A 23163-nucleotide genomic window follows, 5' to 3' on the forward strand; every position below is an offset into this window, starting at 1 on the left:
CTCCCCTGGGGCGCCATGGCCCGCATGAGCGGGCGGCGCGCCCTCGCCGCCCTCCCCGTCCTCCTCTGCGTCACCCTCGCGGTCTTCGCCGTCGCCGCCGCCTCCCCCTTCGACCCCGTCAAGGCCTACGCCGGCGGCGCCGGACTCACCGCCTCCCAGGAGAACCTCGACCAGCTGCGCGCCAACCTCGGCGCCGACCGGCCCTGGTACAGCCGCTGGTGGGACTGGCTCGGCCACGCCCTGCGCGGCGACCTCGGCGACTCCGCGGTGATGCGCCAGCCCGTCGCCGACGTCATCGCCGAACGCATCGGCTGGTCCGTGCTCCTCGCCGCCACCGCCTTCCTCCTCGCGATCACCCTCGGCACCCTCCTCGGCGTCCTCGCCGGCCGCCGCCGCGGCGGCCTCCTCGACCGGACGGTGTCCGCCCTCGCGTACACCCTGGAAGCCGCCCCCGCCTTCTGGCTCGGCCTGCTCGCCCTCTGGTTCCTCTCCCTCGAACTCGGCGCGCTGCCGCCCGGCGGCCTCACCGACACGGCGAGCGACACCGTCACCGCCGGCCAGGTCGCGCACCACCTCGTGCTGCCCGCCCTCGTCCTCGGCCTCTCCCAACTGCCCTGGTTCTTCCTGTACGTACGCCAGGGCGTCGGCGACGCCCTGGACGAGGACCCGGTGCGCGGCGCCCGCGCCCGCGGCCTCGCCGAACGCACCGTGCTCACCGGCCACGCCCTGCGCTCCGGCATGCTCCCGACGCTCACCCTCGTCGGCTCCCGCGTCCCCGAACTCATCACCGGAGCCCTCCTCGTGGAGACCGTCTTCAGCTGGCCCGGCATCGCCGCCGCCACCGTCCAGGCCGCTCTCTCCGTCGACTTCCCGCTGCTCGCCGCGCTCACCGTGCTCGCCACCGCCGCCGTGCTGCTCGGCAACCTCCTCTCCGACCTGCTGTACGGACTCGCCGACCCGAGGGTGGGCTTCGATGGCTGACCCGCGCACCCGGCGCCTGCGCCTGTGGACCTCCGCCCTCACCACCGGCGCCCTCGCCCTCGCCGTCCTCCTCGTGCCACCGCTGGTCCCCCTCGACCAGCAGGCCGTCGACCTCGGCGGCAGACTCCTCGCGCCCTCGTGGCGGCACCCCTTCGGCACCGACGACGTCGGCCGCGACCTGCTTCTGCGCTGCGTCCACGGACTGCGCGTCTCCCTCCTCGTCGGTCTCGTCGCCGCCCTCGTCGCCACGGTCGTCGGCACCGCCGTCGGCGCGGCGGCCGGAGCGCTCGGCGGACGCGCCGACCGCCTCGTCATGCGGATCGTCGACGGCTTCTCCGCCGTGCCGCACCTGCTGCTCGGCATCTTCGTGGTCGCCCTGTTCCGGCCCGGCGTCTGGCCGGTGATCGCCTCCGTGGCCCTCACCCACTGGCTCTCCACCGCCCGCATCGTGCGCTCCGAGGTGCTCTCGCTGCGCTCCCGCCCCTTCGTCGACGCGGCGATCTCCGGCGGCGCCGGACGGTGGCGCGTCGCCGTCCGCCACCTGCTCCCCGCCGTCCTCCCGCAGGCCGGGCTCGCCGCCGTCCTGATGATCCCGCACGCCATGTGGCACGAGTCCGCCCTCTCCTTCCTCGGACTCGGCCTCCCCAGCCACCAGGCCAGCCTCGGCAACCTCGTCCAGACCGCCCGCTCCTCCCTGCTCACCGGCCACTGGTGGCCCACCCTCTTCCCCGGCCTGCTCCTCGTCGTCCCCACCCTCGCGATCGCGGGCCTGGCCGGCGTCTGGCGCGACCGGCTCCACCCGCGCCGCCGATCGGAGCTGATGCTGTGACCGCCGAGAACGTCCTCCGCGCCCTGCGGGCGGTCTCCGCCGAACGGGCCGAGGGCGCCCTGCTCCGCGTGCGCGGGCTCACCGTCCGCTTCCGGCTGCGCGGCGGCCGGACCGTCGCCGCCGTCACCGACGCCGACTTCGACCTCGCGGCGGGGGAGTGCCTCGCCCTGGTCGGCGAGAGCGGCTGCGGCAAGTCCGTCCTCGCCTCCGCCCTCCTCGGACTGCTCCCCGCCAACGCCGAGACCTCCGGCACCGCCCTCCTCGACGGCACCGACCTGCTCGCCGCCGACGAGAAGACCCTCGCCCGCACCGTACGGGGCCGGCGCGTCGGACTCGTCCCGCAGAGCCCCGCCGCCCACCTCACCCCGGTGCGCACCGTCCGCGCCCACCTGGAGGAGACCGTACGGGCCCTCACCCGCACCCCACGGGCCGAGCGGCGCGCCGCGGCCGAGGCCGCGGCCGAGCGGGCCGCGTTCCCCGCCGGACACCTCGACCGCCACCCGCACGAACTGTCCGGCGGCCTCGCCCAGCGCGCCGCCACCGCGCTCGCCCTGATCGGCGACGCGCCCCTGCTGCTCGCCGACGAACCCACCACGGGACTCGACCGCGCGCTCGTCGAGCGCACCGCCGACGAACTGCGCCGGCACACCGACGAGGGCCGCGCCCTGCTCCTCATCACCCACGACCTCGCCGCCGCCCACCGGGTGGCCGACCGCGTCGCCGTCATGTACGCCGGCCGGATCGTCGAAATGGCCCCCGCGACCCGCTTCTTCGGCACGCCCGGACCCCGCCACCCGTATGCGCGCGGACTCCTGAACGCCCTCCCGGAACGGGACTTCACCCCCGTCCCCGGACTGCCGCCCGAACTGTCCGACCTCCCCCCGGGCTGCGCCTTCGCCCCCCGCTGCGCCCGCGCCGCCCAGGAGTGCGCCGAACGCCCCGCCCTCCGGGCCGGCGTCGCCTGCCACCACCCGCACGAAGCCCCGGGAGCCTCCCGTGCTTGAACTCCACCGCGTCACCGCCGGATACGAGCGCCGGGCGCCCGTGGTCCGCGAGGTCTCCCTCACCGTCGCCGCCGGCACCTCCGTCGGCCTGCTCGGCCCCAGCGGCTGCGGCAAGTCCACCCTGGCCCGGGTCGCCGCCCTGCTGCACCGCCCCGACGCCGGCCGGGTCCTGATCGACGGCACCGAGGTGCGCGGCTGGCGCCACCGTGCCCCGCGCGCCCTGCGCACCGCCGTCGGCGTGGTGTTCCAGCAGCCCCGGCTCTCCGCCGACCCGCGGCTCCGGCTCTCCGACCTCATCGCCGAACCGCTGCGCGCGACCGGCCGCCGCGCCGAGATCCCCGACCGGCTCGCCGAGCTGACCCCCGCCGTCGGCCTCACCCCCGACCTCCTCGGCCGCCGCCCCCACGAGGTCAGCGACGGCCAGCTGCAACGCGCCTGCCTGGCCCGGGCCCTGGTGCTCCGCCCGCGCTGGCTGATCTGCGACGAGATGACCGCGATGCTCGACGCCTCGACCACCGCCGCCCTCGTCGCCGCCGTCGAGACCTACCGCGCCCGGACCGGCGCCGGCCTGCTCGCGATCGGCCACGACCGCGTCCTCCTCGAACGCTGGACCGACCGCACGGTGGAATGGGCGGAACTGGGCGCGGGCACGACGACCCGAGCCCTGGCCAAGGGCTGAGGAACGGCCTGCGCCGGAACGTCACCCGGATGGCCGCCACGCCATACCGCCGTCCGGATCGCCCCTTACGTCACACTGTCCGCCGAACGCCGCAATTCCGGCGCGGCGCAAGGAGGGTGATCCCGGTGGCCATTTCCGTATCCGTCGTCCTGCTGCTGCTGATCCTGGCCGTGATCTTCCTCCGCAACGGCGGACTGAAGTTCTCGCACGCCGTCGTCTGCGCCCTGCTCGGCTTCTTCCTGGCCGGCACCAGCATGGCGCCGACCATCCAGAACGGCGTCGCCGCCACCGCCAACGTGGTCTCCAGCCTCAAGCCCTGAGCCCGGCACCGGAGTTCCCGGCCCCCGGCCCCCCGGGTCCCCGGTCCGTCCGTACGTTGCGCGCCCGTGAAACGGGCGTGAAACGGCAAGCGCGCCCCTGTACTTCTCGCGGACGCGGACCTAGCTTCTCGACCGGCGCGACCCGTCCGGACGGATCCGAGGAGCCGCATTGACCACCCCACCCCGCGACCGGCGGGCCCGCGCACGCGCGCTGGCCGCCGTGGCGAGCGCGATCCTGCTCGCGCTCACCGCACCCGTCGCCCTCGCCGACGAGATCCCGCTCGCCCCGGGGCACCGCCTGGTCGACGCCTACACCGGTGCCCCCGCCACCGCCCGGCCGGTGCCCGCCGAGGCCCCGCCCCAGCACCCGTACCTCGCGCCCAACGGGCGCAGCGGCATGCACGCCGACGCCGCCGGCAGCGGCACCCACCCCTACCCGGGGCCGCTCGGCCGCGACCCCGAGGTCTCCAGCGAAAAGATCGCCGCGCTCGGCGGCGAGTGCGCCACCGCCACCTTCGACGCCGGAGGGCGGCTGGTCACCGTGTGCGGCACCTTCAGCGGCTTCCTGCTCAAGCTGCTCGACCCGCGCACCCTCGCCACCCTCGCCGAGTACCGACTGCCGCAGCGCTCCTCCACCGTGGAGGCCATCACCCGCCTCGACTTCGAGAAGATCTTCAAGGACACCTCCGGCGGCGCCTACTTCTACCTCGACCACCGCGACCGGGTCGTCCTCGCCGACTCCCGCCAGCACGTGCTGCGCCTCGCCCACCGGCAACGCGGCGACGGCTCTTGGGAGTTCACGGTCGAGGAGGACTGGGACCTCACCCCGCTCGTCCCGCACGACTGCGTCAGCTGGACCAACCTGTACCCGAGCGGCGTCTGCGACCCGGTCACCTCGGTGATGCCCGACTGGCAGGGCCGCATCTGGTGGGTCACCCGCCTCGGCCGGATCGGCACCCTCGACCCCGCCACCGGCGCCCTGCGGGCGATCCGCCTGGACGGCGAGGAGATCCAGAACTCCTTCTCCGTCGCCGAGGACGGCGTGTCCGTCGTCTCCGACCACGCCCTCTACAGCCTCCGCGCCGACGCCGACGGCACCCCGCTGATCCAGTGGCGGCAGACCTACGACCGCGGCACCGGCACCAAACCCGGCTCCGTGAACCAGGGTTCGGGCACCACCCCCGACCTGTTCGGGCAGAACGGCGCTCGCTACGTCGCCATCACCGACAACGCCGACGACCGCATGAACGTGCTGGTCTACCGGCGCGGCACCGACGTCGCCCCCGCCGACCGCCTGGTCTGCAAGGTGCCCGTCTTCGGCGCCGGCGCCTCCACCACCGACAACTCCCTGATCAGCTGGGGCAACAGCCTCGTCGTCGAGAACAACTACGGCTACGAGAACCCCACCAGCCTCACCTTCGGGCGCAGCGTCGTCGGCGGCGTCACCCGCGTCGACGTGCGCCCCGACGGCAGCGGCTGCGACACCGTCTGGGAGAGCGACGTCCGCTCGCCCTCCACCGTCCCCAAGCTCTCCACCGCCAACGGGCTGCTCTACTTCTACGAGAAGCGGCCGAACGCCCTCGGCGTCGACGCCTGGTACCTGACCGCCGTCGACTTCCGCACCGGCGCCCGGGCCTGGTCCCGGCTCACCGGGACCGGCCCCGGCTACGACAACAACTGGGCGCCGATCACGATCGGCCCCGACGGCACCGCGTACGTCGGCGTCTTCAACGGCATCGTCGCCGTCCGCGACGGCGCCTGACCGCACCCCGCCCGCGGCACGAGGAGCTGCCCGGGACCGCGTCGCTCCGCGGTCCCGGGCAGCCGTCGCGCCACGCGCTCCGTCACTCCATCTCGGGCATCTCGCCGACCGTGGTCCGCACGTCGATCACCGCGAACGCCGCGCCCTGCGGGTCGAGCAGCGCCGCGAACCGCCCGAAGGGGCTGTCCATCGGGCCGAAGACCTTGCGCCCGCCGGCCCGTTCGGCCGCCTCGACGGCCTTGTCGCAGTTGTCCACGGCGAAATAGACCTGGATGTACGAGGGGATCTCCGGCGGGAAGTCCTCCGCCGTCATCACCATCCGGCCGAGCAGCGGATCGCCACCGAGGTCGAAGACCCGGTAGTCCATGTGCTCGTCCTTGATCTTCTTCGAGCGGAAGCCGAACACCGCCGTGTAGAAGGCGTCCGCCTTCTCCGGCTCGCGGGTGAACACCTCCGCCCACACATAGCTGCCCGGCTCGCCCTGCAGCTCGAAGCCCTCGTGGACACCGGCCTGCCAGACGCCGAACACCGTGCCCGTCGGGTCCTGCGCGAGACACATCGAACCGAAGTCGCCGACCTGCATCGGCTCCATCAGCAGCGTGCCGCCCGCACTCTTGATCTTCTCGGCGGTGGCGGCCACGTCGGGCGAGGCGAAGTACAGACACCAGGCCGACTGGGCCTCGCCGTCCTGGCCGGGCATCGGGGGCACCACGGCCGCGACCGCCTTGCCGTTCTTGAGCGCCTGCGTGTAGTTGCCGAACTCCGAGGACGCCTCGCCGAAGGTCCAGCCCAGCACGTCGCCGTAGAACTCCTTGGCTCCCTCGAGATCGGTGAACATCGCGTCGGTCCAGACCGGCGTGCCTTCAGGTCGTGAGGCCATGACGAGACTCTCTCTTCCGCTCGATGACGTCCGCTCGATCGAGGACGTCGTTGTCCCGCCTGCCACGCTAACCAGCTCCGGCCCGGCCCGCTCGGTGACCCACCGTGACCGGATCCGGCGTCCGTGCTCAGCGGCGGGAGAGCACCCCGATGCCGTTCGGCACCGGCCGCTCGACGCCCCCGCTGGGATGGTTGCGCACCGTCACCGCCGGATCTCCCGGCGCCCGCCCCACCAGCGTCGACGAGCCGCCGCCGTCCAGCGAGAACCCCTCGCTCGCCCCCGACGCGGCCAGCAGCCCGGCCACCTCGGCCATCGTCATTCCCGCCCGCAGCCCCGGTGCGCCGTCCAGGGCCATCAGGAGCAGCCCACGCCCGCCGTGGGTGATCCCGGCCGCCGTGCGGACCGCCGCCGTCACCGTGTCCAGACCGGGCAGCGCGGCCCCGTCGCGGAGCACCGGGAACCCGCCCACCGCGAAGCGGTACGGCACCCCCGAGCCCTCCTCGACCAGCCGGTGCCGCACCCGCACCCGGTCGCCGACCGCCAGCTCGCGCAGCCGCCGCGCACCGGCCTCCCGGCCCACGAGGACCTCGGTGCCCTCCGCCACCGGTCCGCGCCCGGGCCGCTCCGCGACCTCGACCACCCGCCCGCCGCGCACCGTCACCTCGTACGTCTCCGAGGCGCACGGAGCCGCCCGGTCGGCGTCCGTCCCGCACACCGCCCGCCCGCGCGAGGCCCCGCCCCAGTCGGCCGTGAACACGCCGACCGCGCCCACCGGCAGCGCGTACTGGTTCAGCCCGCCCAGCGGGAACGAACCCGCCGGGTCCGTCACCGTGCCGTCCAGCGCCAGCCGGCCCATCCGCGCCCGGTGGTCCACACCCACCCCGAACACCTCACGGGTGCCGGTGCCCGGCGGCAGCGCCGGACCGAACCGCTGCCCCGTCGGCACGGCCGCCTTCAGCTCGCGCCCGCCGCCGATCGCCGGACCGACCGGCGCGCCGGTCGCCTCGACGCCCGGGTGCTGGACCTCCGAGATGTTGAAGAAGTCCCCGTTCACCCCGGCTATCGCCCCGCGTGCGTCCGCGAGCCGCGACAACGGCTCCCGCGCCGCCACAGCACCCGGGTACAGCAGGTCCACCTCCACGCCCTCGGCCCGCAGGTCGACCGACACCAGATGCACCCGCACCGGGCCGTGCGAGGCGGTCCTCTCGAAGCTGCGGTACGCCACCCCCGGCGCCAGCTCCTCCCAGACCGCCGGGTCCGTCGCGGCCCCCGCGCCGGGCGCGAGGCCCAGGGCCAGCGCGCACCAGGCGAGCAGCAGCGCCGCCACCGTGCGCGAACGTGCGAGTGGAACCGTCACGGTGCCCCCCCGGGTCCTCTGCCGTCCCCTCAAATGTCCCAAGTCGAAAGCCCGTTGACCAGACACTCGTTCGGGTGAACGATCGGTGGCAGTGCCGGCGGCGGTATCAGCGACGGTGCTCCCGGGCCTGCGGGAACAGCTCCCTCACCAGCGTCCAGAACACCGGGAAGTCGGGGATGTCCTTCGCCTCCCGCGCCCACCGGCCCGCGCCCGCCGTGCGCACCACCACCAGTCCGTCCCCGCGCCACTCGACGTCCCGCACCCGCTCCCACGGCGCCGACCCCGATGGCAGTGCGATCCCCTCCCCGGCGAGTGCCACCTCGCCGAACGCCACCCGCTCGCCGGCCTCAAGAGCGGTCACGGCGGGCGCCAGGGCCCGGCGCACGGTCTCGTCCAGGACGATCTGCGCCAGCTCGCGGATCTGCGAGTCCGCCGGACGCGGCACCGTCTCCTCGTTCAGGAAGCCCCCCACCGTCACTCCCGTCCGCCCCTCCGTCAGCAACCGGTAGGCGTAGTGGGTGCCGGTGTAGCCGCCGTTCACATAGGTGCGCGTGACGTCCTGGTGCATCGCGGTGACGGACCGCCAGGGCACCGCCCGCGCCGCGCCCGCCCCGCCCGGGCACACCAGGCCCCGCTCGTACAGGTACACGTACTCGCCCGGGCGCAGCGGGGCGGCCGGCGGCCGGCGGAAGGAGCGCCGCAGGAACCAGCCGAGCGCCCCGAACGGCACCAGCAGCAGCGGGATCCCCAGTCCCGGCCCCGCCCACCGGGTGACCAGTGCGGGCAGCGCAAGCCCGGCCGCCGCGAGCAGCAGCACCGGCAGGGCGTGCCTGCCCCGCACCCGTAACTCCCGCGTCTCGTCCCCGTGCCGCGCGCGGAGCCCGCGCAGATACACCCCGAGGCCCGCCTCGCGCGCGGCCCGCGTCGCCGCCTCGTCCGGCGGCGGCACCGTCACCCGGTCGATCCGCTCCATCGCGCATCCCCCCGGCGCCATGATGTCAGCGCCCACCGTCCGCTGTCAGGATCCCGGCCACGCTCCGCCGGAAGTCGAGGTCCGCACCGCCGTCCTCACGGGTCCGGAGGCGCTCCCTCTGATCGCCGCCCTCGGGGCCGGGCCGACTCCCGATGCTCCTGGCCACGGGCGCCCGCCCGGTCCGGTCACCACTTCCTCTCGATGTGTGCGCACAATCCTCACACATTCAACAAGATCTGTAGGGTGGGCGAACTCAACGTTCCCTCACCGCTCGGGAGTTCCCCATGGGCATATCGCTCGGCAGCCGTACGAAGGCCGCGAGGAGACGCCACGCCGGCGTCCTCACCGTCATCGCCGCCGCCCTGACGCTCGCCGCCTGCGGTCCGGCCACACCCCCGAGCGCCCCGAGCACCAGCGCCACGCCCGCCGCGAGCACCACCACCGCGGTGACTCCGACCACCACCACCCCGAGCCCGACCGAGACCCCCACCCCCAGCCCCAGCCCCACCACGGAAGCGCCGTCCCCGTCGCCCACCACCAAGGCCCCGGTCCGGTCCACCACCAAGCCCGCCCCCGCCCCGCCGGCGCCCACCCGCACCCGGACCCCGGCCCCCGAGCCGACCACGGCGGCGGCCGCCGACTGCTACCCGCTCTCCAACGCCGGCAACTGCTACCGGGCCGGCCAGATCTGCCGCAAGGCCGACATCGGCACCTCCGGCCGCGACGCCAGGGGCCGCGCGATTTACTGCCGTCAGGACGACGGCGTCGGGCAGCGCTGGGGCTACTAGGCCCTGTCCGGAAAGTTTCGCCTGGCTCGGCGGGGACCTAGGGGGTGTCTCCCGATCATGCCGGGCTCTCGTCGCCCGGCACCGCGCCTCGCCGCGTCGTCGTCGGTCGCCGATGGCCCCCTGGGCTTCGCCCGGGAGGTACCCCCACCGCATCGCTTCCCTCCTCCGCCTTGCGATCCACGGCACCGGACGCCGCTCGCTCGTCCGGCCTGATCGACAGGACACCCCCTAGGCCCGACGCACGGTCAGCACCACCGCGTGTGGCGGCAGAGGTGCCAGCCGTCGCCGTCGCCGTCGCCCGAGCTGCCGCTCGTGGCGTCCGGGATTCCGTTCGGGAACAGGCGCGTGCGGTTGCGGTCGCGGGGATACGGGTCGAGGTAGTCCGGGTCGCCGTCGTCGTCGCGGTCGGGCAGGTAGGCGTCCCGGCCGCGGTCCGGGGCGGGGCAGCCGTGGGCGGGGGAGGAGAGGGCGAGGCGCACGGAGTAGACGTCGTCGGTGAGGGGGTCGCCGCTCGCCGGGTCCTGCCGGCACACGCGCCAGTCCTCGTACTCGCCCTCCTCGGGGAGCCGGTCGTTGAGGTACGCGGCCTCGGCGCGCACGTCCTCCTCGGGCACGCCCGCGGCCGTCACCTTCGGGACGGCGGCGTGCCAGGTCAGCCCCACCACGTCGGGCATCTTCGGCCACGGCACCGTCCTGCCCTCGGCCGCGGGGCACGGCTCCTCGCGGCGGACGACGCCGAAGTCCACGATCGGCTCCTCCGGCGAGCCGCCGGTCACCTGGAAGCAGACCTTCCACAGCGAACGCCCCGTCACCTCGCGCCCCTGGTCCGAGGCGTCGTGCTGGAGGACGGTGAAGCCCTTCCGCCGCGACTTCGGGAAGGCCAGGTCCAGTGAATCGCCCGTGAAGTCGGGCAGCGCGGGCATCGTGGCCTCGGGGGTGGCCCGCGAGGTGGGCGAGCCGCCCGGCCCGGCGGGCGGTTTCACCGCCCCGGCGTTCGCGGCCCGGCCCGGGGTGTCGCGGGGCTGATCGGGGAGCACCGCCCCGAGGAGGGCCATCGCCGCGACCGTGGCGACGATCCGGCCGGCCCTGGGCCAGGGGTTGCGCCACCACAGGAGCACCAGCGCGACGAGGAGCGCCACCCCGCCGAGCCGGTCGTTCACCAGCCCCAGCAGGGGGACGGCGGCGATGGCGCCCACGCGTGCCGCGCCCGTCTGCCACCAGGGGCCGGGCGCGGAGGCGGGGGAGGGCGAGGAATCGTGGCTCTGGGGGCCGGACATGGTGGCGCGGGGCCCTCCCTCTCTACGTGCGGAAGCTGAACGCCCGCATCGTACGCAGAGGCGGAGGCCACCCTTCCGGCGGTACCCCACCGATGCGCGGCCCGGAGGAGACGGCTCGGAGCAGGCGGCCCGCGCCTCAGCTCGCCGGGCTCCCTTCCGCTGCCATCGGGTAGCGGTGGAACGGGCCCTCCGCGAGCGGTACTTCGGGGTACGCGAAGGCGAGGGTCTGGGCCGAGGGGTGGAAGAGCGGGGTGGGGAGGGCGGTCGGGAGGAACCAGGACCAGCGGGCGATCTTGTCCGGTTCGGTGACCGTCGGGGTGCCCCGGTGGCCGCGGACGGCCGTGGCCACCGTCACCCGGGTGAGGGCGGTGGAGCTCGCGGTGTCGAGGACCAGGCCGAGGACGGAGACCTCGGCGGGGTCGGCGACCAGGCCGGTCTCCTCGGCGAGTTCGCGGACCGCCGCGGCCTCCAGGGACTCGCCCGGCTCGACCTTCCCGCCCGGCAGCTCCCAGACGCCGGAGTGGTGCAGTCCGAGCAGCACCCGGCCGTCCGGGTCGGTCACGACGACGCCCGCGCCGAGGGAGGCGTGGGCGGTCGGCGGGGTGGCGTTGCGGTCGGCGGTGCTCTTCGGACCGGTGTTCATCGGACTCCTCGGCCGGGGACGGGTGCGTACGTCCCCAGCCAACACCATGCCCCGGCCACCACCATGCCCCGGCCACCACCATGCCGCCGTCACAGCACGGCGATGCCCAGCGGCCGGGAGCCCGCCGCGAGGCGGTGGGTGTCGCCGGTGCGCAGATCGACGATCGTGAGTCCGTCCCAGGAGCCGTCGCGGGTGAAGCCGCCCGTGACGTACGCGGTGCGCCCGTCCTTCGAGACGGCGACGTCCTCGTGCGGGCCGTCGAGGGGGAAGACCCGCTCGGTGCCGTCGGGAGAGCGGACGGTCAGGGACGGGCCGCGGTCGGTGGCCGGGTCGATCGGACCGGTGCCGACGGTGAGCAGGGTGCCGTCCGGGGTGATCGTGGTGCCGTGCTGGTGGGTGTCGGCCGTCATCCGCTGGATCTCCGAGCGGCCGGTGCGCGGGTCGACCACGACGAGCCGCTCGCCCTCGAAGGGCAGCAGCAGCCGCCCGTCCGACGGGCGCACGGCCGCGTAGTGCGGCTTCAGCCAGGAGCCGAGGCCGCCCTCCGTGCCGTACGGGGCCACCTCGATCCGCCGGGTCGTCAGGTCGCCGGTCCGGACCACGGTGACGTCGAAGGAGTCGTGGTTCGTGGCGTACACCTCGGAGCCGTCCCGCGACACGTCCACGTCGAAGGGCCGCCGGCCGACCGGAACGCGGTCGACGACCTTCAGGGACGCGGTGTCGATCACCTCCAGGGTGCCGTTGCCGCCGGGCACGTTGACGCCCACGTACACCCGGCGCCCGTCGGGGGCGAGTGCGATGCCCATGCCGCCGCCGCGGTACTCGCCGGTGGTGGCCGGGCCGCTCGCGGTGCGGTACGGGACGAGCGCGAGGCGCGTGCGGGCCCTGGTGTCCACCACGGCGACGCCCTCGGCGGTGGCGACCCAGGCGCGCCCGTCGGCGCCGACCGCCAGGCCGTAGGGGGCGGTGCCGACCTCCACCGAGGCGAAGGCGCCGCGGGCCGGGTCGACGAAGCTCACCGTGTCCGCGCCGAAGTCGGCGACGAGCAGGGTGCCGGGCGGTGTGCCCTCCGCGGCGGGCGCCGGGACGGGGGACGGAGCCGTCGTGGCCGGCGCGACCGGAGTGCCGGCCACGGCACCGGCCGGGCGGCTCTCGGCGGACCGGGCGGGCGCGCCGCCGCCCTGCGCGCAGCCGGCGAGCAGGGCGACGGAGGCGGCCAGCACGGCGAGGGCACGGGGTCGGTTCATCGGCGGGCTCCCAGCAGGCAGGGGTCGGACGGACGGGCGCGGTGAGCGGGGGCGGACCGGGCGGACGGTCCGCCCCCACGCCCATGCTCCGTCCGGTCCCGCCCCGCCCGGGTCAACCGATCGGCCGACCCGCCCGTCCGCCGTCGGGCGCCTCCCTGCCGCCGTACGCCACCCCTGCGGCATACTGACGCCGTCTTGATCAACAAACTGTTGAAATCTTGGAAACCGTCGAAGCAACCCGTCGGAACAACCGCCGAAGCAACCGCCGAAGCAACCGTCGAAGGAGAAGTCTTGGCCGCCAGCTTCAGGACCGTCATCGAGGTGGGCCCCGCCCACCGCGCCCAGGCCGAGGGCCTGGCCCGCGCCTTCCAGGACGCGATCGCCCCCGCCACCGTCAACTTCGACTTCGAGCACATCCACACCGCCGCCGCGGCGCTGCCCGACAGCACCGTCGTGCGGATGGTGCGCGGCTGGGGCCTCCAGGAGGAGGCGCCGGTCCTGGTCATGGTGCTCTCCCTGAAGGAAGCCGTTCGCCAGGCGCTGCCGCCGGAGGCGGCCGAGGCCGGGTTCTGGGACACCATCGAGCGCGAGCTGGTGGCCGCCTTCACCGGCCTCGCCGGACAGGAGGGCCTGCCGGGCCTCGCGTACTACGAGGAGGGCCCGGACCGCACCCGCTACTACCGCGACCTGTTCTTCGCCCTCCAGGACGAGGAGACCGGCGCGTACCTCTACGCCGTCGCCTTCTGCGCCGACGTCACCGTCGGCCTCGACAAGGCCCGGGTCGGCACCCTCGCCATGACCGACGTGGTGCCCTTCGCGCTCCGGCTCAACGCCATCGTCGTACGCCAGGAGCTCGCGCTCGCCGCGGCCTGACCCCCGCTTCCGCGGGGACACCTCCGCGTGGCCACCCCCACGTGACCGCCCCCGTCACGGCCCGCCGTCCCGGGCCATGGCCAAGGGTCGTACCGGACGGTAGCCTCCCGCTCCGGGAGACCCGGACGGCAGGCACGGGGCGCAGGGGAGGAGCACGATGAACCAGCGGTTCGGCGACTACCAGAACGAGATCTACCTGAACGGACTCTTCGGCACCCTGCCGAAGCTCCCCATGGACTTCGCCGGACTCGAGGCCCGTGCCGAGGCCGCGCTCCCGCCCTCCGTCCGGTCCTACGTCGCCGGCGGCGCGGGCGACGAGCACACCCAGCGCGCCAACGCCGAGGCCTTCCACCAGTGGGGCCTCGTGCCCCGGATGATGGTCGGCGCCACCGAGCGCGACCTCTCCGTCGACCTCTTCGGAACGACGCTGCCCACCCCGCTGCTCATGGCGCCCATCGGCGTCATCGGCCTGTGCGCCCAGGACGGCCACGGCGACCTCGCCACCGCGCGCGCCGCCGCCCGGACCGGGGTCCCGATGATCGCCTCGACGCTGAGCGTCGACCCCCTGGAGGAGGTCGCCGGCGCCCTCGGCGAGACCCCCGGCTTCTTCCAGCTCTACACCCCGACCGACCGGGCGCTCGCCGAGAGCCTGGTGCGGCGCGCCGAGGAGGCGGGATACCGCGGCATCGTCGTCACCCTCGACACCTGGGTGACCGGCTGGCGGCCCCGGGACCTCGCCACCGGCAACTTCCCCCAGCTGCGCGGCCACTGCCTCGCCAACTACACCTCCGACCCGGTCTTCCGGGCCCGGCTCGCCACGTCCCCCGAGGAGGACCCGCAGGCCGCCGTCCTGGAGTGGACCGGGATCTTCGGCAACCCGCTGACCTGGGACGACCTTCCCTGGCTGCGTTCGCTCACCCGGCTGCCGCTGATCCTCAAGGGCCTCTGCCACCCCGAGGACGTGCGGCGCGCCCGGGACGGCGGAGTCGACGGGATCTACTGCTCCAACCACGGCGGCCGGCAGGCCAACGGCGGTCTGCCGGCCCTGGCCGCGCTCCCCGAGGTGGTCGCCGCCGCCGACGGACTGCCCGTGCTCTTCGACTCCGGCGTCCGCAGCGGCGCCGACGTCGTCAAGGCGCTGGCCCTCGGCGCCACCGCCGTGGCCGTCGGCCGCCCGTACGCCTACGGTCTCGCCCTCGACGGCACCGACGGCATCGTCCACGTGCTGCGCTCCCTGCTCGCCGAGGCCGACCTCGTCATGGCCGTGGACGGCTATCCGTCCCTCGCCGACCTGCGCGCGGAAGGCGCCCTGCGGCGCCTCCCGTGAGCGGAAGAGCGGGGCCGGAGCGGGACCGGGGAAGCGGGGCCGAGGGCCGAGGCGTCAGCGCCGGCCGAGGACCTCGGCGATCCGGGAGAAGCCGTCCGCGCCGTGCCCGAGGGCGACCGTGCGACGGGCCAGACCCTCGGCCGCGCGCATCACGCCCGAGTCGATGCCGTGAGCCTCGGCCGCGTGCACGATGTGCGCCATCGTGGAGACGGCCGAGGTCAGCGGGTTGCCCTCGCCGGTGAAGCCGCCGTCCTGCACGTCTCCGGCCAACTCCTCGAACAGCGGCGGCAGGATCGCGCCGATGCCCTGGGCGAACGGGGCCAGTTCGCGCGGGGTGACGCCCTCCGCGCCCGCCAGCGCGAGGGCGTGCACATAGCCGGCCATCGCGGTCCAGAAGACGTCCAGCAGCGCGATGTCGTACGCGGCGGCCCGGCCGCTGTCCTCGCCCAGGTGGGTGTGGGTGCCGCCGAGCAGGTCGAGCACGGGGCGGTGGGTGCGGTACAGCGCCTCGGGCCCGCTGTGCAGGAACACCGCGTGCGGGGTGCCGATGGTGGGCGTCGGGGTCATGATGGCGCCGTCGAGGTAGTCGATGCCGTGCTCGCCGGCCCAGCGGGCGGTGTCCCGCGCCCGCTGGGGGACGTCGGCGCTCAGATTGACCAGGGTGCGGCCCTTGAGCGCCGCCGTGACGTCCTCCTGGCGCAGCACGGCGTCCGTGGCGTCGTAGTTGACCAGGCAGATCACGGTCAGCGGGCTCGCGGCGACCGCCTCGGCGGCGCTCGCCGCACCCGTGGCGCCCCGCTCGACCAGCTCGCGGTCGCGGCCCGGCGTGCGGTTCCACACGGTCGTGCGCACTCCGGCGGCGAGGAACGCGCCGGCCAGGGCGCGACCCATGGGGCCGAGGCCGAGCACCGTGACGGCGGCGGGGGCGGACGGGGTGGTGGCGGGGGTGGCGGGCTGCGGGGAAGAAGACATGGCGGAACTCCCTTGTAAACATGGAAGGCTGGGAAACGGCACGGTCGTACGACGGAGGGACGGGACGGATGACGCGCGGACGGGCGAGGGACACCGAGGTGTGCGGGGTGACCGCCGCCGTCGCGGTGATCGACGGCAAGTGGAAGACCCTGCTGCTCTGGCTGCTCGAGTCCGGCCCGCGGCGGCCCGGCGAGCTGCGCCGGATGATCCCGGGCATCAGCGAGAAGGTGCTGACCCAGGCGCTGCGCGAGATGGAGTCCGACGAGCTGGTGCACCGCGAGGTGCACGACGTGGTGCCGCCGAAGACGGTCTACTCGCTGACCGGGGAGGGCCGTGCGCTCTCGGAAGCGCTGGCCCCGGTCGCCGCGTGGGGCCACCGCCGGCTCGACCGGCTGGTGGCGGAGGGCGCCGTGCCCTCCTGAGGTCTTTCGGGTGTCGCGGGTGTCCCTTCGTCCGTCCGTCGTCCGGTGCGTTCCCCCGGACTGCTCCCAGCCTCTCCCGGGCGCGGTGGGGCGACAAGTACCCACTTATTGGTGGGTACCTGTCGCCGCGTCACTCCGCTGCCGGGGCCGCCGCGGCGGTTCCGGATCCGGTACGGGTGTCGGTACGGGTTTCGGTACGGGCACGGTTCCGGCGCAGCCACCGGCGGCGGCGCGGCCGGTCCGGCAGCCAGCCGAACGCCAGCGAGCTGCCGACGAGGCCGAGGAGCATGCCGAGGAAGAAGCCGCCCAGGTTCGAGGTGACCCAGGTGGCGAGCGAGGCGAGCACGCCGATCACCGAATAGAACAGCCGCTGGCCCGGGTTGAACACGATGAGCAGCCCGCAGACCAGCATGACGATCGGCAGCACGTAACCCGCCAGGCTGTCGGCGCCGGCGGCGAGGACCACCGAGACGCTGGCCCGCTGGGTCAGCAGGATCTCCGCGCCGCCGAGCGCCAGGGCGAGGCCCGCCCCGAAGGGCCGCCGGTGCCGCCAGCGCCGGAAGGCCCGCCAGGGATGCCGCCGGCCGTCCCCGGCCGGCCCCGTCGGCGTGGGCTGTCCGACGGCCTCGTCCGTGCCCCGTGCCATGGTCAGCAGCCCTCCGAGCTGAAGTTCATGTGCAGGTCGGGCAGGGTGAAGCGGACCGCCGTGGTGGCGTAGTTGGTCTGCCGCAGATCGCGCAGCTTGACCGTGTCCGCCTGCTGGCCGAAGGAGCCCAGCGGACCCTTGACCGGCGGCTTGTCGAAGGTGCTCGCGTCCCCGCCGATCTCGATGTTGTCGAAGTCGGCGAGCTTGCCGGTGATGTCGGTCGAGTCGGTGGTGAGCCCGGAGGCCTTCACCGGGGTGCCCTTGTCGCCGGCGGTGATGTGCAGATAGGTGCCGCCGAGCTCCACGCTCTGGCACAGGTTGGTGAGCTTCGCCTCGCGGATCGCGGTGACGATGGTGAGCACCTGGCCGCCGGTGTCGCCCGCGTTGGGGCTGCCCTCGGGCATGTTGTCGAGCGCGCCGAACTGGCCGAAGCCGGTGCCCTCCAGGGAGTCCGCGGAGACCACGAACGGCATGCCGGAGATGGCGAACTGGGCGGCGAGCGCGCCCTGGGCGGTGAGCACCACCAGGGTGGAGGCGGCGATCAGGGCGGGGACGCCCATGAAGGCGGCGCGGCGGTAGCGCACCCCGCCGCGTCTGTCGGATGAGGTGGCGCGCTCGGGCTGCGCGCCGGTGTCGGTGGTGCCTTCGGGCAGGGCCATGCGTTGCTCCTGACATGGATGAGGAAACGGAGCGCGGCGTCCTGGCGCGGACGGTTCCCCGTCCACCTGGGTCTTCCCGGGTCGTGCGGAGGCGGCGGTGCCGCAGGGAACCGAAACGGACCGTACGCGCCGTTATAAGGCGCGTCAACTACCCAGTAACGAATGCTTGTTGACGATCATTCAGGAGGGTTCGGGGAGCCGGTGAAGCGGTCGGTCGGGCCACCCGAAGGGCGCCACGACCACGTGTACGAGCACGTCGAGCAGCGATCCGACCCCGGCGCCCGACCCGGCGGCCGCGTCCCCGGCGTCCTCCGCCCCGCTCCGCCCCGCGCATCCGAACCGCCCCTCGTCCACCGCCCGCAGCAGCGCCGCGTGCACCGCGCCCACGACCGTGTCCACCAGCTCGTCCCGCGGCACCCCCGGCGGACCCGCCGGCGCGTCGGCGAAGAACCGTCGAAAACTGGCCAGAAGTTCGGCGCGCGCCCGGCGCCCCGCGGGGCCCACCGACTCGATCTCCGCCACCATCGTGGCGAAGGCCGGATTGCGCGCGAGGAGCCCGAGCAGCACTCCGAGGCCGCCCCGCACCGCGCCCGGCCAGTCGACCGCGCCGCCGGTCTCCTCGTACGCCCGCTGCATGGCCCGCAGCACCGTCTCGGTGCCGCCCCGGAAGGCCGCGAGAACGGCGTCCTCCTTGCCGGAGAACAGCTCGTAGAAGACCGGGCGGGTCACTCCGGCGGCCCGGCAGATGTCGCTGATCCGCGCTCCCGTGTAGCCGTTGGCCGCGACCGTGCGCGCCACCCCGTCGAGCAGCCGCTCCCGCTGCCGGGAGGCCACCTGCTCCGGGGTCAGCCGGCGCGGCCCGGGGCGCAGCGAGCGCTCGGGCTCGCGGCCCGTGCGGGCTCCCGGCAGGACCAGTTCCTCCTCGGCGCCCCGAACGCTCGTCATCGGCCACTTCCTCCGGCGGTTGTTGACGTCACATACCCGGCAGGATTACAACCCTCGTGGGTTTTCCTCTCGGTGCTCCGGGCGAACTCCGGTGGGACCGCACCCCCGTGGGACGGGATGCGGCACCGCCGCGCACCGCACACCGAGTATTACGCTCCACCCCGTATCGCGACACCGCTGTCGGAGATCCGTGGCGCCGGATCGTTCCGGCGGCGGCCGTCGACGCTCGACGCCGCCGCGTCACCACGTCCGCGCACCGACGCCCCGCCACGGCCGGGCCCACCCGCGTGCGACGTGATCCCCCGCGCGGCGCGTCCCCTTCGCACCCCCCGGTGCGCACGTCCCCCCGTGCGCCCGGCCCGCGCAGCCACGCAATCCGCCGAGTTCTCACTCACCCTCCGCCTTCGTGCGAAAGGAACCCCCATGGACAAGCGTGCTCTCTCCGCTGCCTTCGGTGCCGCCGTCGCCGCCGTCCTCGCGGTGACCGCCTCCGCCTCCGCGACCGCCTCGGCCGGCGAGGTGCTCACCACCGGCAGCGCCGGCGGACCGGGCGTCGCCGTCGGCGACGTCCTCTCCGCCTCGCTGGCCACGGGCACCCAGGCCCGGATCGCCACCACCTCGGGCGGCAGCACCGGCATCACCTGCAACACCTCGGCCTTCACCGCCACGGCCACCGCCAACCCGGCCGCGCCCGGCACCGCCACCGAGACCGTCACCGCGCACACCCTGAGCAACTGCACCACCAACATCACCGGCGCCACCGGCGTGCAGAGCATCACCGTCAACAACCTGCCCTACAACGCGGCCGTCACCTCCGGCGGCGGCCTCACCGTGACGGCCGGCGCGGCCGGCCCGATCCAGACCACCCTCAAGGTCAGCACGATCCTGGGCACGTCCACCTGCGTCTACCGGGCCGGCAGCCTGTCCGCCACCCCGAACAACGCCGACAACTCCCTCAGCTTCAGCAACCAGCTCTTCACCAAGTACAGCGGCCCCGGCACCTGCCCGGCCAGCGGCTACTTCACCGCCAAGTACGGCCCGGTGCTCGACACCAGCCAGGCCGGCAGCCCGGCCGTGTTCGTGAACTGACCGACCCGGCGCCGCGCCAGGCGCTCCCGCCGAAAGGGGCGGCCCCGGGTCCACGGACCCGGGGCCGCCCCCTCGGCACGCCCGCCCGCCGGGCGTCCGGCGCGCGGCTCCCGTCTACTGCCGGGCGGCGGCCTGCTCGTCCCGGGCCGTCACGGTCGCGGGCCCGCCGTCCTGGAGCTGCTGGAGGCGCTTGAGCGTGGCGGCGAGCACGGCCTGCGTGCCGGAGGGGTCGCCGGCGGTGCCGCCCTCGGTCCGGACCCGGATGTTGACCTTCCCCGAGCGGAGGTAGCCGTAGACGGCGTCCTCGCTGAGCCCGGGGTTCACGACCAGGGTGTTCTCGTCCCCCAGCGGCGTGCGCGGCCGCTGCTCCTTGCTCGGCTCGGTGCCCTTCCAGGCCGTGTACTCGCGGTGGGCGGCCTCGGGCGAGTCGAAGAGGCAGATCATCACGTGCGTCATGTTCACCGTGGAGCCGTCGTACTCGTACGAGGAGTCGCTGCCGCGCACCCAGCCCTTCGGCGCCGAGTCGGCGCCGTCCGCGCCGTTGCAGTACTCCCCGTCCGTCGCCGACTTGTCGCCGTGCAGGGTCCAGCCGGGCAGGGTCTCGCCGTCGCCGAGCAGGGCCTGTGCGAGGTGTGCCTGGCTGAGCTCCTCGGTGATCGGGCGCGGGGCGGGCGCCGGCTTCTCGTCCGTCTTCCGCGCGCTGTCGGTCGGATCGGGCCCGGCGCCGCCGGACGAGCAGGCGGTGAGTGCGGCGATCCCGGCGAGCGCGGTGGCGAGGGTCAAACGTACGCGTGACATGCACACACCCTATCCATGGATGATCATGGAACGCGCCCGTCGCGCCCCTGCACCCCCCGCGCCCGCCGCCCGGATCCTCCGGACGCCCGGACCAACGGCCCTGACCTGCCGTCAGTGGCGGCCGTCAGGTGCCTGCCGTGAGGTGCCGTACGACCGAGCCGGCGGCCCGGAGTACCGCGGCGCGGGTCTCGGGAAGGTCGTCGATCGCCTCGAAACCGTGGTGGCCGAGCGGCACGTCGATCAGCTCGACCGGGGCGCCGGCCCGTCCGGCGGCGGCCAGGAAGGCGTCGACGGTCCCCTGGAACGGCGGATGCTCCAGCCCCGCCCGGGTCAGCACGACCGGCGGGCTCGCCGCCGACAGCACCTGTGCCGGACGGAAACGCGGGTCCACCTGGCGCCAGTCCGGCAGCGGCGCCAGCACCGGGTAGTTCAGCGCCACGCAGCGCAGCCACGGCGGGGGCGCGGCGAGCCAGTCCGCCGCGAGCAGGCCGCCGCCCGAGAAGAACCACAGCGCGATCCGCTCCGGGTCCACGCGCGGGTGCGCCCGGACCAGGTCCAGTGCCCCGGCCACGTCCTCGGCGGCCGCCGGGTAGTCCGCGAGCCCGTGCAGCCGGTGGTCCAGAGTGACGCCCACGACGCCGAGACCCGCCAGATGGGACCCGTACCCCCGGTAGAAGGCGGTGTCGCGGGGCCTCGGCCGCTGGTCCGCCGGTACCGGCCCGCCGTGCACGAACAGGACGGCCGGCCGCGGCCCCGCCTCCTCCGGGGGGTACAGGTCGACCGGACCGCGCCGCTCGTGCGGACGCTCCGGCACGTCGAGCAGGAAGCCCGCGCCCTCGAAGGCCGAATCCCGCTCCGGTGCGGAGAGCCGCACGCCCTCGTCGGCCGCCGCGCGCAGCAGCACCTCGGCGAGCGCACCGGGCGCGGACAGCATCGGCCAGTGACCGGTGGCCAGTTCGAAGAAGCCGACCGTGGGGGAGGCGAGCACCCGGAACCTCGGCGGCCCCGAGGCGAGCAGCAGCTCCACCGACGCGATCCCGGCCCCGCCGGCGGTGCACAGCACCCCGGTCACCGGCCGGTCGAACGGGTCCCGGGCCAGCCGCAGCGGCTCGGTCAGGGTGCGCAGCGGTTGCGGCGCCGCCAGCCCGTCGAGCCGCGCCAGGTCCGCCGCCGAGAGTCCCTCCGTACTGCCCCACCGCTCCCACCCGGCCCCCGCCGGCGGCGGTACGAGCCCGTCGGCGCCGGCCCGCCCGACGGCGGTGGGGTCCGCCAGGAACGCGCTCGCCGGATCCCCGTCACCCGGCAGCCCCGCGTCCAGGTACACCACCCGCACCCCGTCGCCGTCCCACCGGTCGGCGGCCCCGAGCACCGGGTGGATGCCGTAGGCGTGTCCGACCAGGACGACCCCGTCCGCGCCCGCGCCCTCGCGGGCGACGCGGTCCAGCGTCCGCAGCACGTCCGCGACATGGGTCGCGAGGCCGGTCTCCGCGTCGGCCGGCGGTCCGCCGGCCGTGCCGGTCAGCTCCACCGGGTACGCGGCGGCCCCGGCCTTCCGCAGCCGCTCGGCCACCTCCTCCCAGATCCCGCCCCCGGTGAAGGGCCCGGACACCAGCACGAAAGCGGTCATCGCTCTCTCCTCGTCCCGTCTCGCCTCGTCGTCTCGTGGCGTTGCCGCATGGACGGTAGGAACTCCCCCCGGGGGAGGTTCAACACGGGGCCGGGACATCCCCTAGGGTCGGAGCGTGGGGGCCGCGGACGAGGTGTGGAGCATCGGGGAGCTCGCCGAACGGGCGGGCGTCTCCGTCAAGACCGTGCGCTACTACTCCGAGCGCGGACTGCTGCCGGAGGCGGGCCGGACCGGTGGCGGCCACCGGCGGTACGGGCCGGGGGCGCTGGAGCGGCTCCGCTCGATCCGGGCGCTGCGCGCCCTGGAGCTGCCGGTCACCGACGTGGGCCGGGTGCTCGACCAGGGGTCGGCCTGGGAGGACGTCGTCACCGGCCGGCTGCGCGAGGTCGAGCGGCGGATGACCGCGCTGCGCTGGCACGAGGCCTCGCTGCGGCTGCTGCGCGACGCGCCGGCGGCCGAGCGGGCCGAGCGGCTGCGGCTGCTCGGCGGTCTGGCCGCGCCGCCCGACACCACGGTGCTCGCCCGGTTCTGGCGGCGGACCCTGCCCGTACGGTTCCCGGCGCGGCTCGCGGCCGCCGTGGTGGACGCGGCGGTGCCGAGGCCGCCCGCCGATCCGACGCCCGCTCAGGTGCTGGCGTACGCACGGCTGCACGCCCTGGTCGCCGCGGCGCCCGCGCCGCCGGTCCACCTGGCCGGCGTGCCGCACCGGGCGGAGGCGCTGTACGAGGGACTCGCCGAGGCGTACGACCTGGCGGCGACGGGGCCGGGCGACCGGGGCGAGGCACTGGAGCGCTTCGTGGGCGCCTACGCGGACGCGCTCGCGACCCGCGACACCCCGGCCTTCCGGCGCCGGCTCGCCCGGCTCCTGGTGGCCGGCGCGGACCCGGTGATCGGGAGCTACTGGCAGCTCGCCGGCGCCCTGCGCGACCCCGGCGACGGTCCCACGGCCGGCGCCCTGCACGGACGCCTGTGCCTGGCCCTCAAACGCGCGCTCACCGACGGGACGGCGCCCGGGCCGGAGCCGGGGGCCGGGCCCGCCTGGGGAGAGTGAGACCGGCCCGCGCC

The 23163-nt window shown here is 75.0% G+C and carries 24 protein-coding genes; 12 read left to right on the forward strand and 12 right to left on the reverse strand.

The genetic code is table 11. The annotated features are described in order from the left end of the window. Positions 1-15 precede the first annotated feature (15 nt). From ACIGW2_RS08580 to ACIGW2_RS08605, 6 genes are all read left to right on the forward strand, one after another. Positions 16-981 (forward strand): ABC transporter permease, encoded by a 966-nt coding sequence (locus ACIGW2_RS08580; protein ID WP_391652460.1) that lies wholly within the window; start codon positions 16-18, stop codon positions 979-981. Then, a complete protein-coding gene (locus ACIGW2_RS08585) occupies positions 974-1810 on the forward strand; it encodes an ABC transporter permease (protein WP_391652089.1) in 837 nt (278 codons plus the stop codon). Before ACIGW2_RS08580 ends, ACIGW2_RS08585 begins: the two co-directional genes overlap by 8 nt. Continuing rightward, a complete protein-coding gene (locus tag ACIGW2_RS08590) occupies positions 1807-2814 on the forward strand; it encodes an ABC transporter ATP-binding protein (protein ID WP_391652088.1) in 1008 nt (335 codons plus the stop codon). The genes ACIGW2_RS08585 and ACIGW2_RS08590 overlap by 4 nt, the downstream gene beginning before the upstream one ends. Continuing rightward, complete coding sequence (locus tag ACIGW2_RS08595) at positions 2807-3493, forward strand: ABC transporter ATP-binding protein (protein ID WP_399842128.1); 687 nt, start codon at positions 2807-2809, stop codon at positions 3491-3493. The genes ACIGW2_RS08590 and ACIGW2_RS08595 overlap by 8 nt, the downstream gene beginning before the upstream one ends. Before the next feature lie 125 nt (positions 3494-3618). Beyond that, positions 3619-3813 (forward strand): hypothetical protein, encoded by a 195-nt coding sequence (locus ACIGW2_RS08600; protein ID WP_356068745.1) that lies wholly within the window; start codon positions 3619-3621, stop codon positions 3811-3813. A gap of 169 nt (positions 3814-3982) precedes the next feature. Then, entirely contained in the window at positions 3983-5575 is a 1593-nt protein-coding gene (locus tag ACIGW2_RS08605; protein WP_399842132.1) for a hypothetical protein, read from the forward strand. 82 nt (positions 5576-5657) lie between these two features. Here the strand turns inward: ACIGW2_RS08605 and ACIGW2_RS08610 are convergent, their stop codons facing one another. The 3 genes from ACIGW2_RS08610 to ACIGW2_RS08620 form a co-directional block, all read right to left on the reverse strand. Beyond that, positions 5658-6455, reverse strand: coding sequence for a VOC family protein (locus tag ACIGW2_RS08610; protein ID WP_361576449.1), 798 nt, complete (start codon positions 6453-6455; stop codon positions 5658-5660). A 127-nt stretch (positions 6456-6582) separates the two neighbouring features. Continuing rightward, positions 6583-7812, reverse strand: a complete 1230-nt coding sequence (locus ACIGW2_RS08615) for a phosphodiester glycosidase family protein (protein WP_399842136.1) — start codon at positions 7810-7812, stop codon at positions 6583-6585. Between the two features lie 106 nt (positions 7813-7918). Next, on the reverse strand, positions 7919-8785 hold the full coding sequence (locus ACIGW2_RS08620) for a DUF6585 family protein (RefSeq protein ID WP_399842138.1): 867 nt from the start codon (positions 8783-8785) through the stop codon (positions 7919-7921). 284 nt (positions 8786-9069) lie between these two features. On the opposite strand from ACIGW2_RS08620, the gene ACIGW2_RS08625 reads away from it, so the two are divergent. Further along, entirely contained in the window at positions 9070-9573 is a 504-nt protein-coding gene (locus tag ACIGW2_RS08625; RefSeq protein WP_399842139.1) for a hypothetical protein, read from the forward strand. A 245-nt stretch (positions 9574-9818) separates the two neighbouring features. Here ACIGW2_RS08625 and ACIGW2_RS08630 read toward each other — a convergent pair whose 3' ends face one another. From ACIGW2_RS08630 to ACIGW2_RS08640, 3 genes are all read right to left on the reverse strand, one after another. Next, positions 9819-10850, reverse strand: a complete 1032-nt coding sequence (locus tag ACIGW2_RS08630; RefSeq protein WP_399842141.1) for a hypothetical protein — start codon at positions 10848-10850, stop codon at positions 9819-9821. A gap of 136 nt (positions 10851-10986) precedes the next feature. After that, positions 10987-11493, reverse strand: coding sequence for an NUDIX hydrolase (locus ACIGW2_RS08635; RefSeq protein ID WP_399842144.1), 507 nt, complete (start codon positions 11491-11493; stop codon positions 10987-10989). An 89-nt stretch (positions 11494-11582) separates the two neighbouring features. Continuing rightward, positions 11583-12740, reverse strand: a complete 1158-nt coding sequence (locus tag ACIGW2_RS08640) for a hypothetical protein (protein ID WP_399842147.1) — start codon at positions 12738-12740, stop codon at positions 11583-11585. Positions 12741-13031: 291 nt separating this feature from the next. Here ACIGW2_RS08640 and ACIGW2_RS08645 point away from each other — a divergent pair, with 291 nt between their 5' ends. Together ACIGW2_RS08645 and ACIGW2_RS08650 are read left to right on the forward strand one after the other, a co-directional pair. Then, positions 13032-13613 (forward strand): Type-2Aa cytolytic delta-endotoxin, encoded by a 582-nt coding sequence (locus tag ACIGW2_RS08645; RefSeq protein WP_399842149.1) that lies wholly within the window; start codon positions 13032-13034, stop codon positions 13611-13613. 157 nt (positions 13614-13770) lie between these two features. Beyond that, positions 13771-14940, forward strand: a complete 1170-nt coding sequence (locus ACIGW2_RS08650) for an alpha-hydroxy-acid oxidizing protein (RefSeq protein WP_391652077.1) — start codon at positions 13771-13773, stop codon at positions 14938-14940. 54 nt (positions 14941-14994) lie between these two features. On the opposite strand, the gene ACIGW2_RS08655 is transcribed toward ACIGW2_RS08650, so the two are convergent. Next, positions 14995-15912: an NAD(P)-dependent oxidoreductase gene (locus ACIGW2_RS08655; RefSeq protein ID WP_399842151.1), complete on the reverse strand. Its 918-nt coding sequence runs from the start codon at positions 15910-15912 to the stop codon at positions 14995-14997. Between the two features lie 68 nt (positions 15913-15980). Between ACIGW2_RS08655 and ACIGW2_RS08660 the strand changes: the two genes are divergently transcribed. Next, entirely contained in the window at positions 15981-16334 is a 354-nt protein-coding gene (locus tag ACIGW2_RS08660) for a helix-turn-helix domain-containing protein (protein WP_361576476.1), read from the forward strand. A gap of 130 nt (positions 16335-16464) precedes the next feature. Here the strand turns inward: ACIGW2_RS08660 and ACIGW2_RS08665 are convergent, their stop codons facing one another. From ACIGW2_RS08665 to ACIGW2_RS08675, 3 genes are all read right to left on the reverse strand, one after another. Next, positions 16465-16980, reverse strand: coding sequence for a DUF6114 domain-containing protein (locus ACIGW2_RS08665; protein WP_399842154.1), 516 nt, complete (start codon positions 16978-16980; stop codon positions 16465-16467). A gap of 2 nt (positions 16981-16982) precedes the next feature. Further along, a complete protein-coding gene (locus ACIGW2_RS08670) occupies positions 16983-17639 on the reverse strand; it encodes a DUF6230 family protein (protein WP_399842155.1) in 657 nt (218 codons plus the stop codon). Positions 17640-17819: 180 nt separating this feature from the next. Continuing rightward, a complete protein-coding gene (locus tag ACIGW2_RS08675; RefSeq protein WP_391652073.1) occupies positions 17820-18584 on the reverse strand; it encodes a TetR/AcrR family transcriptional regulator in 765 nt (254 codons plus the stop codon). Positions 18585-19007: 423 nt separating this feature from the next. On the opposite strand from ACIGW2_RS08675, the gene ACIGW2_RS08680 reads away from it, so the two are divergent. Then, complete coding sequence (locus ACIGW2_RS08680) at positions 19008-19673, forward strand: Tat pathway signal sequence domain protein (protein WP_391652072.1); 666 nt, start codon at positions 19008-19010, stop codon at positions 19671-19673. A gap of 114 nt (positions 19674-19787) precedes the next feature. On the opposite strand, the gene ACIGW2_RS08685 is transcribed toward ACIGW2_RS08680, so the two are convergent. Together ACIGW2_RS08685 and ACIGW2_RS08690 are read right to left on the reverse strand one after the other, a co-directional pair. Continuing rightward, on the reverse strand, positions 19788-20471 hold the full coding sequence (locus ACIGW2_RS08685; protein ID WP_391652071.1) for a hypothetical protein: 684 nt from the start codon (positions 20469-20471) through the stop codon (positions 19788-19790). A 124-nt stretch (positions 20472-20595) separates the two neighbouring features. Beyond that, complete coding sequence (locus ACIGW2_RS08690; RefSeq protein WP_399842160.1) at positions 20596-22098, reverse strand: alpha/beta fold hydrolase; 1503 nt, start codon at positions 22096-22098, stop codon at positions 20596-20598. 115 nt (positions 22099-22213) lie between these two features. Between ACIGW2_RS08690 and ACIGW2_RS08695 the strand changes: the two genes are divergently transcribed. Then, positions 22214-23149 carry a MerR family transcriptional regulator gene (locus ACIGW2_RS08695; protein WP_399842162.1) on the forward strand — a complete coding sequence of 312 codons (936 nt, stop codon included), beginning with the start codon at positions 22214-22216 and terminating at the stop codon, positions 23147-23149. The last annotated feature ends 14 nt before the right edge of the window (positions 23150-23163 follow it).

The organism is Streptomyces sp. NPDC053541, from assembly GCF_044544705.1.
Lineage (GTDB): Bacteria > Actinomycetota > Actinomycetes > Streptomycetales > Streptomycetaceae > Streptomyces.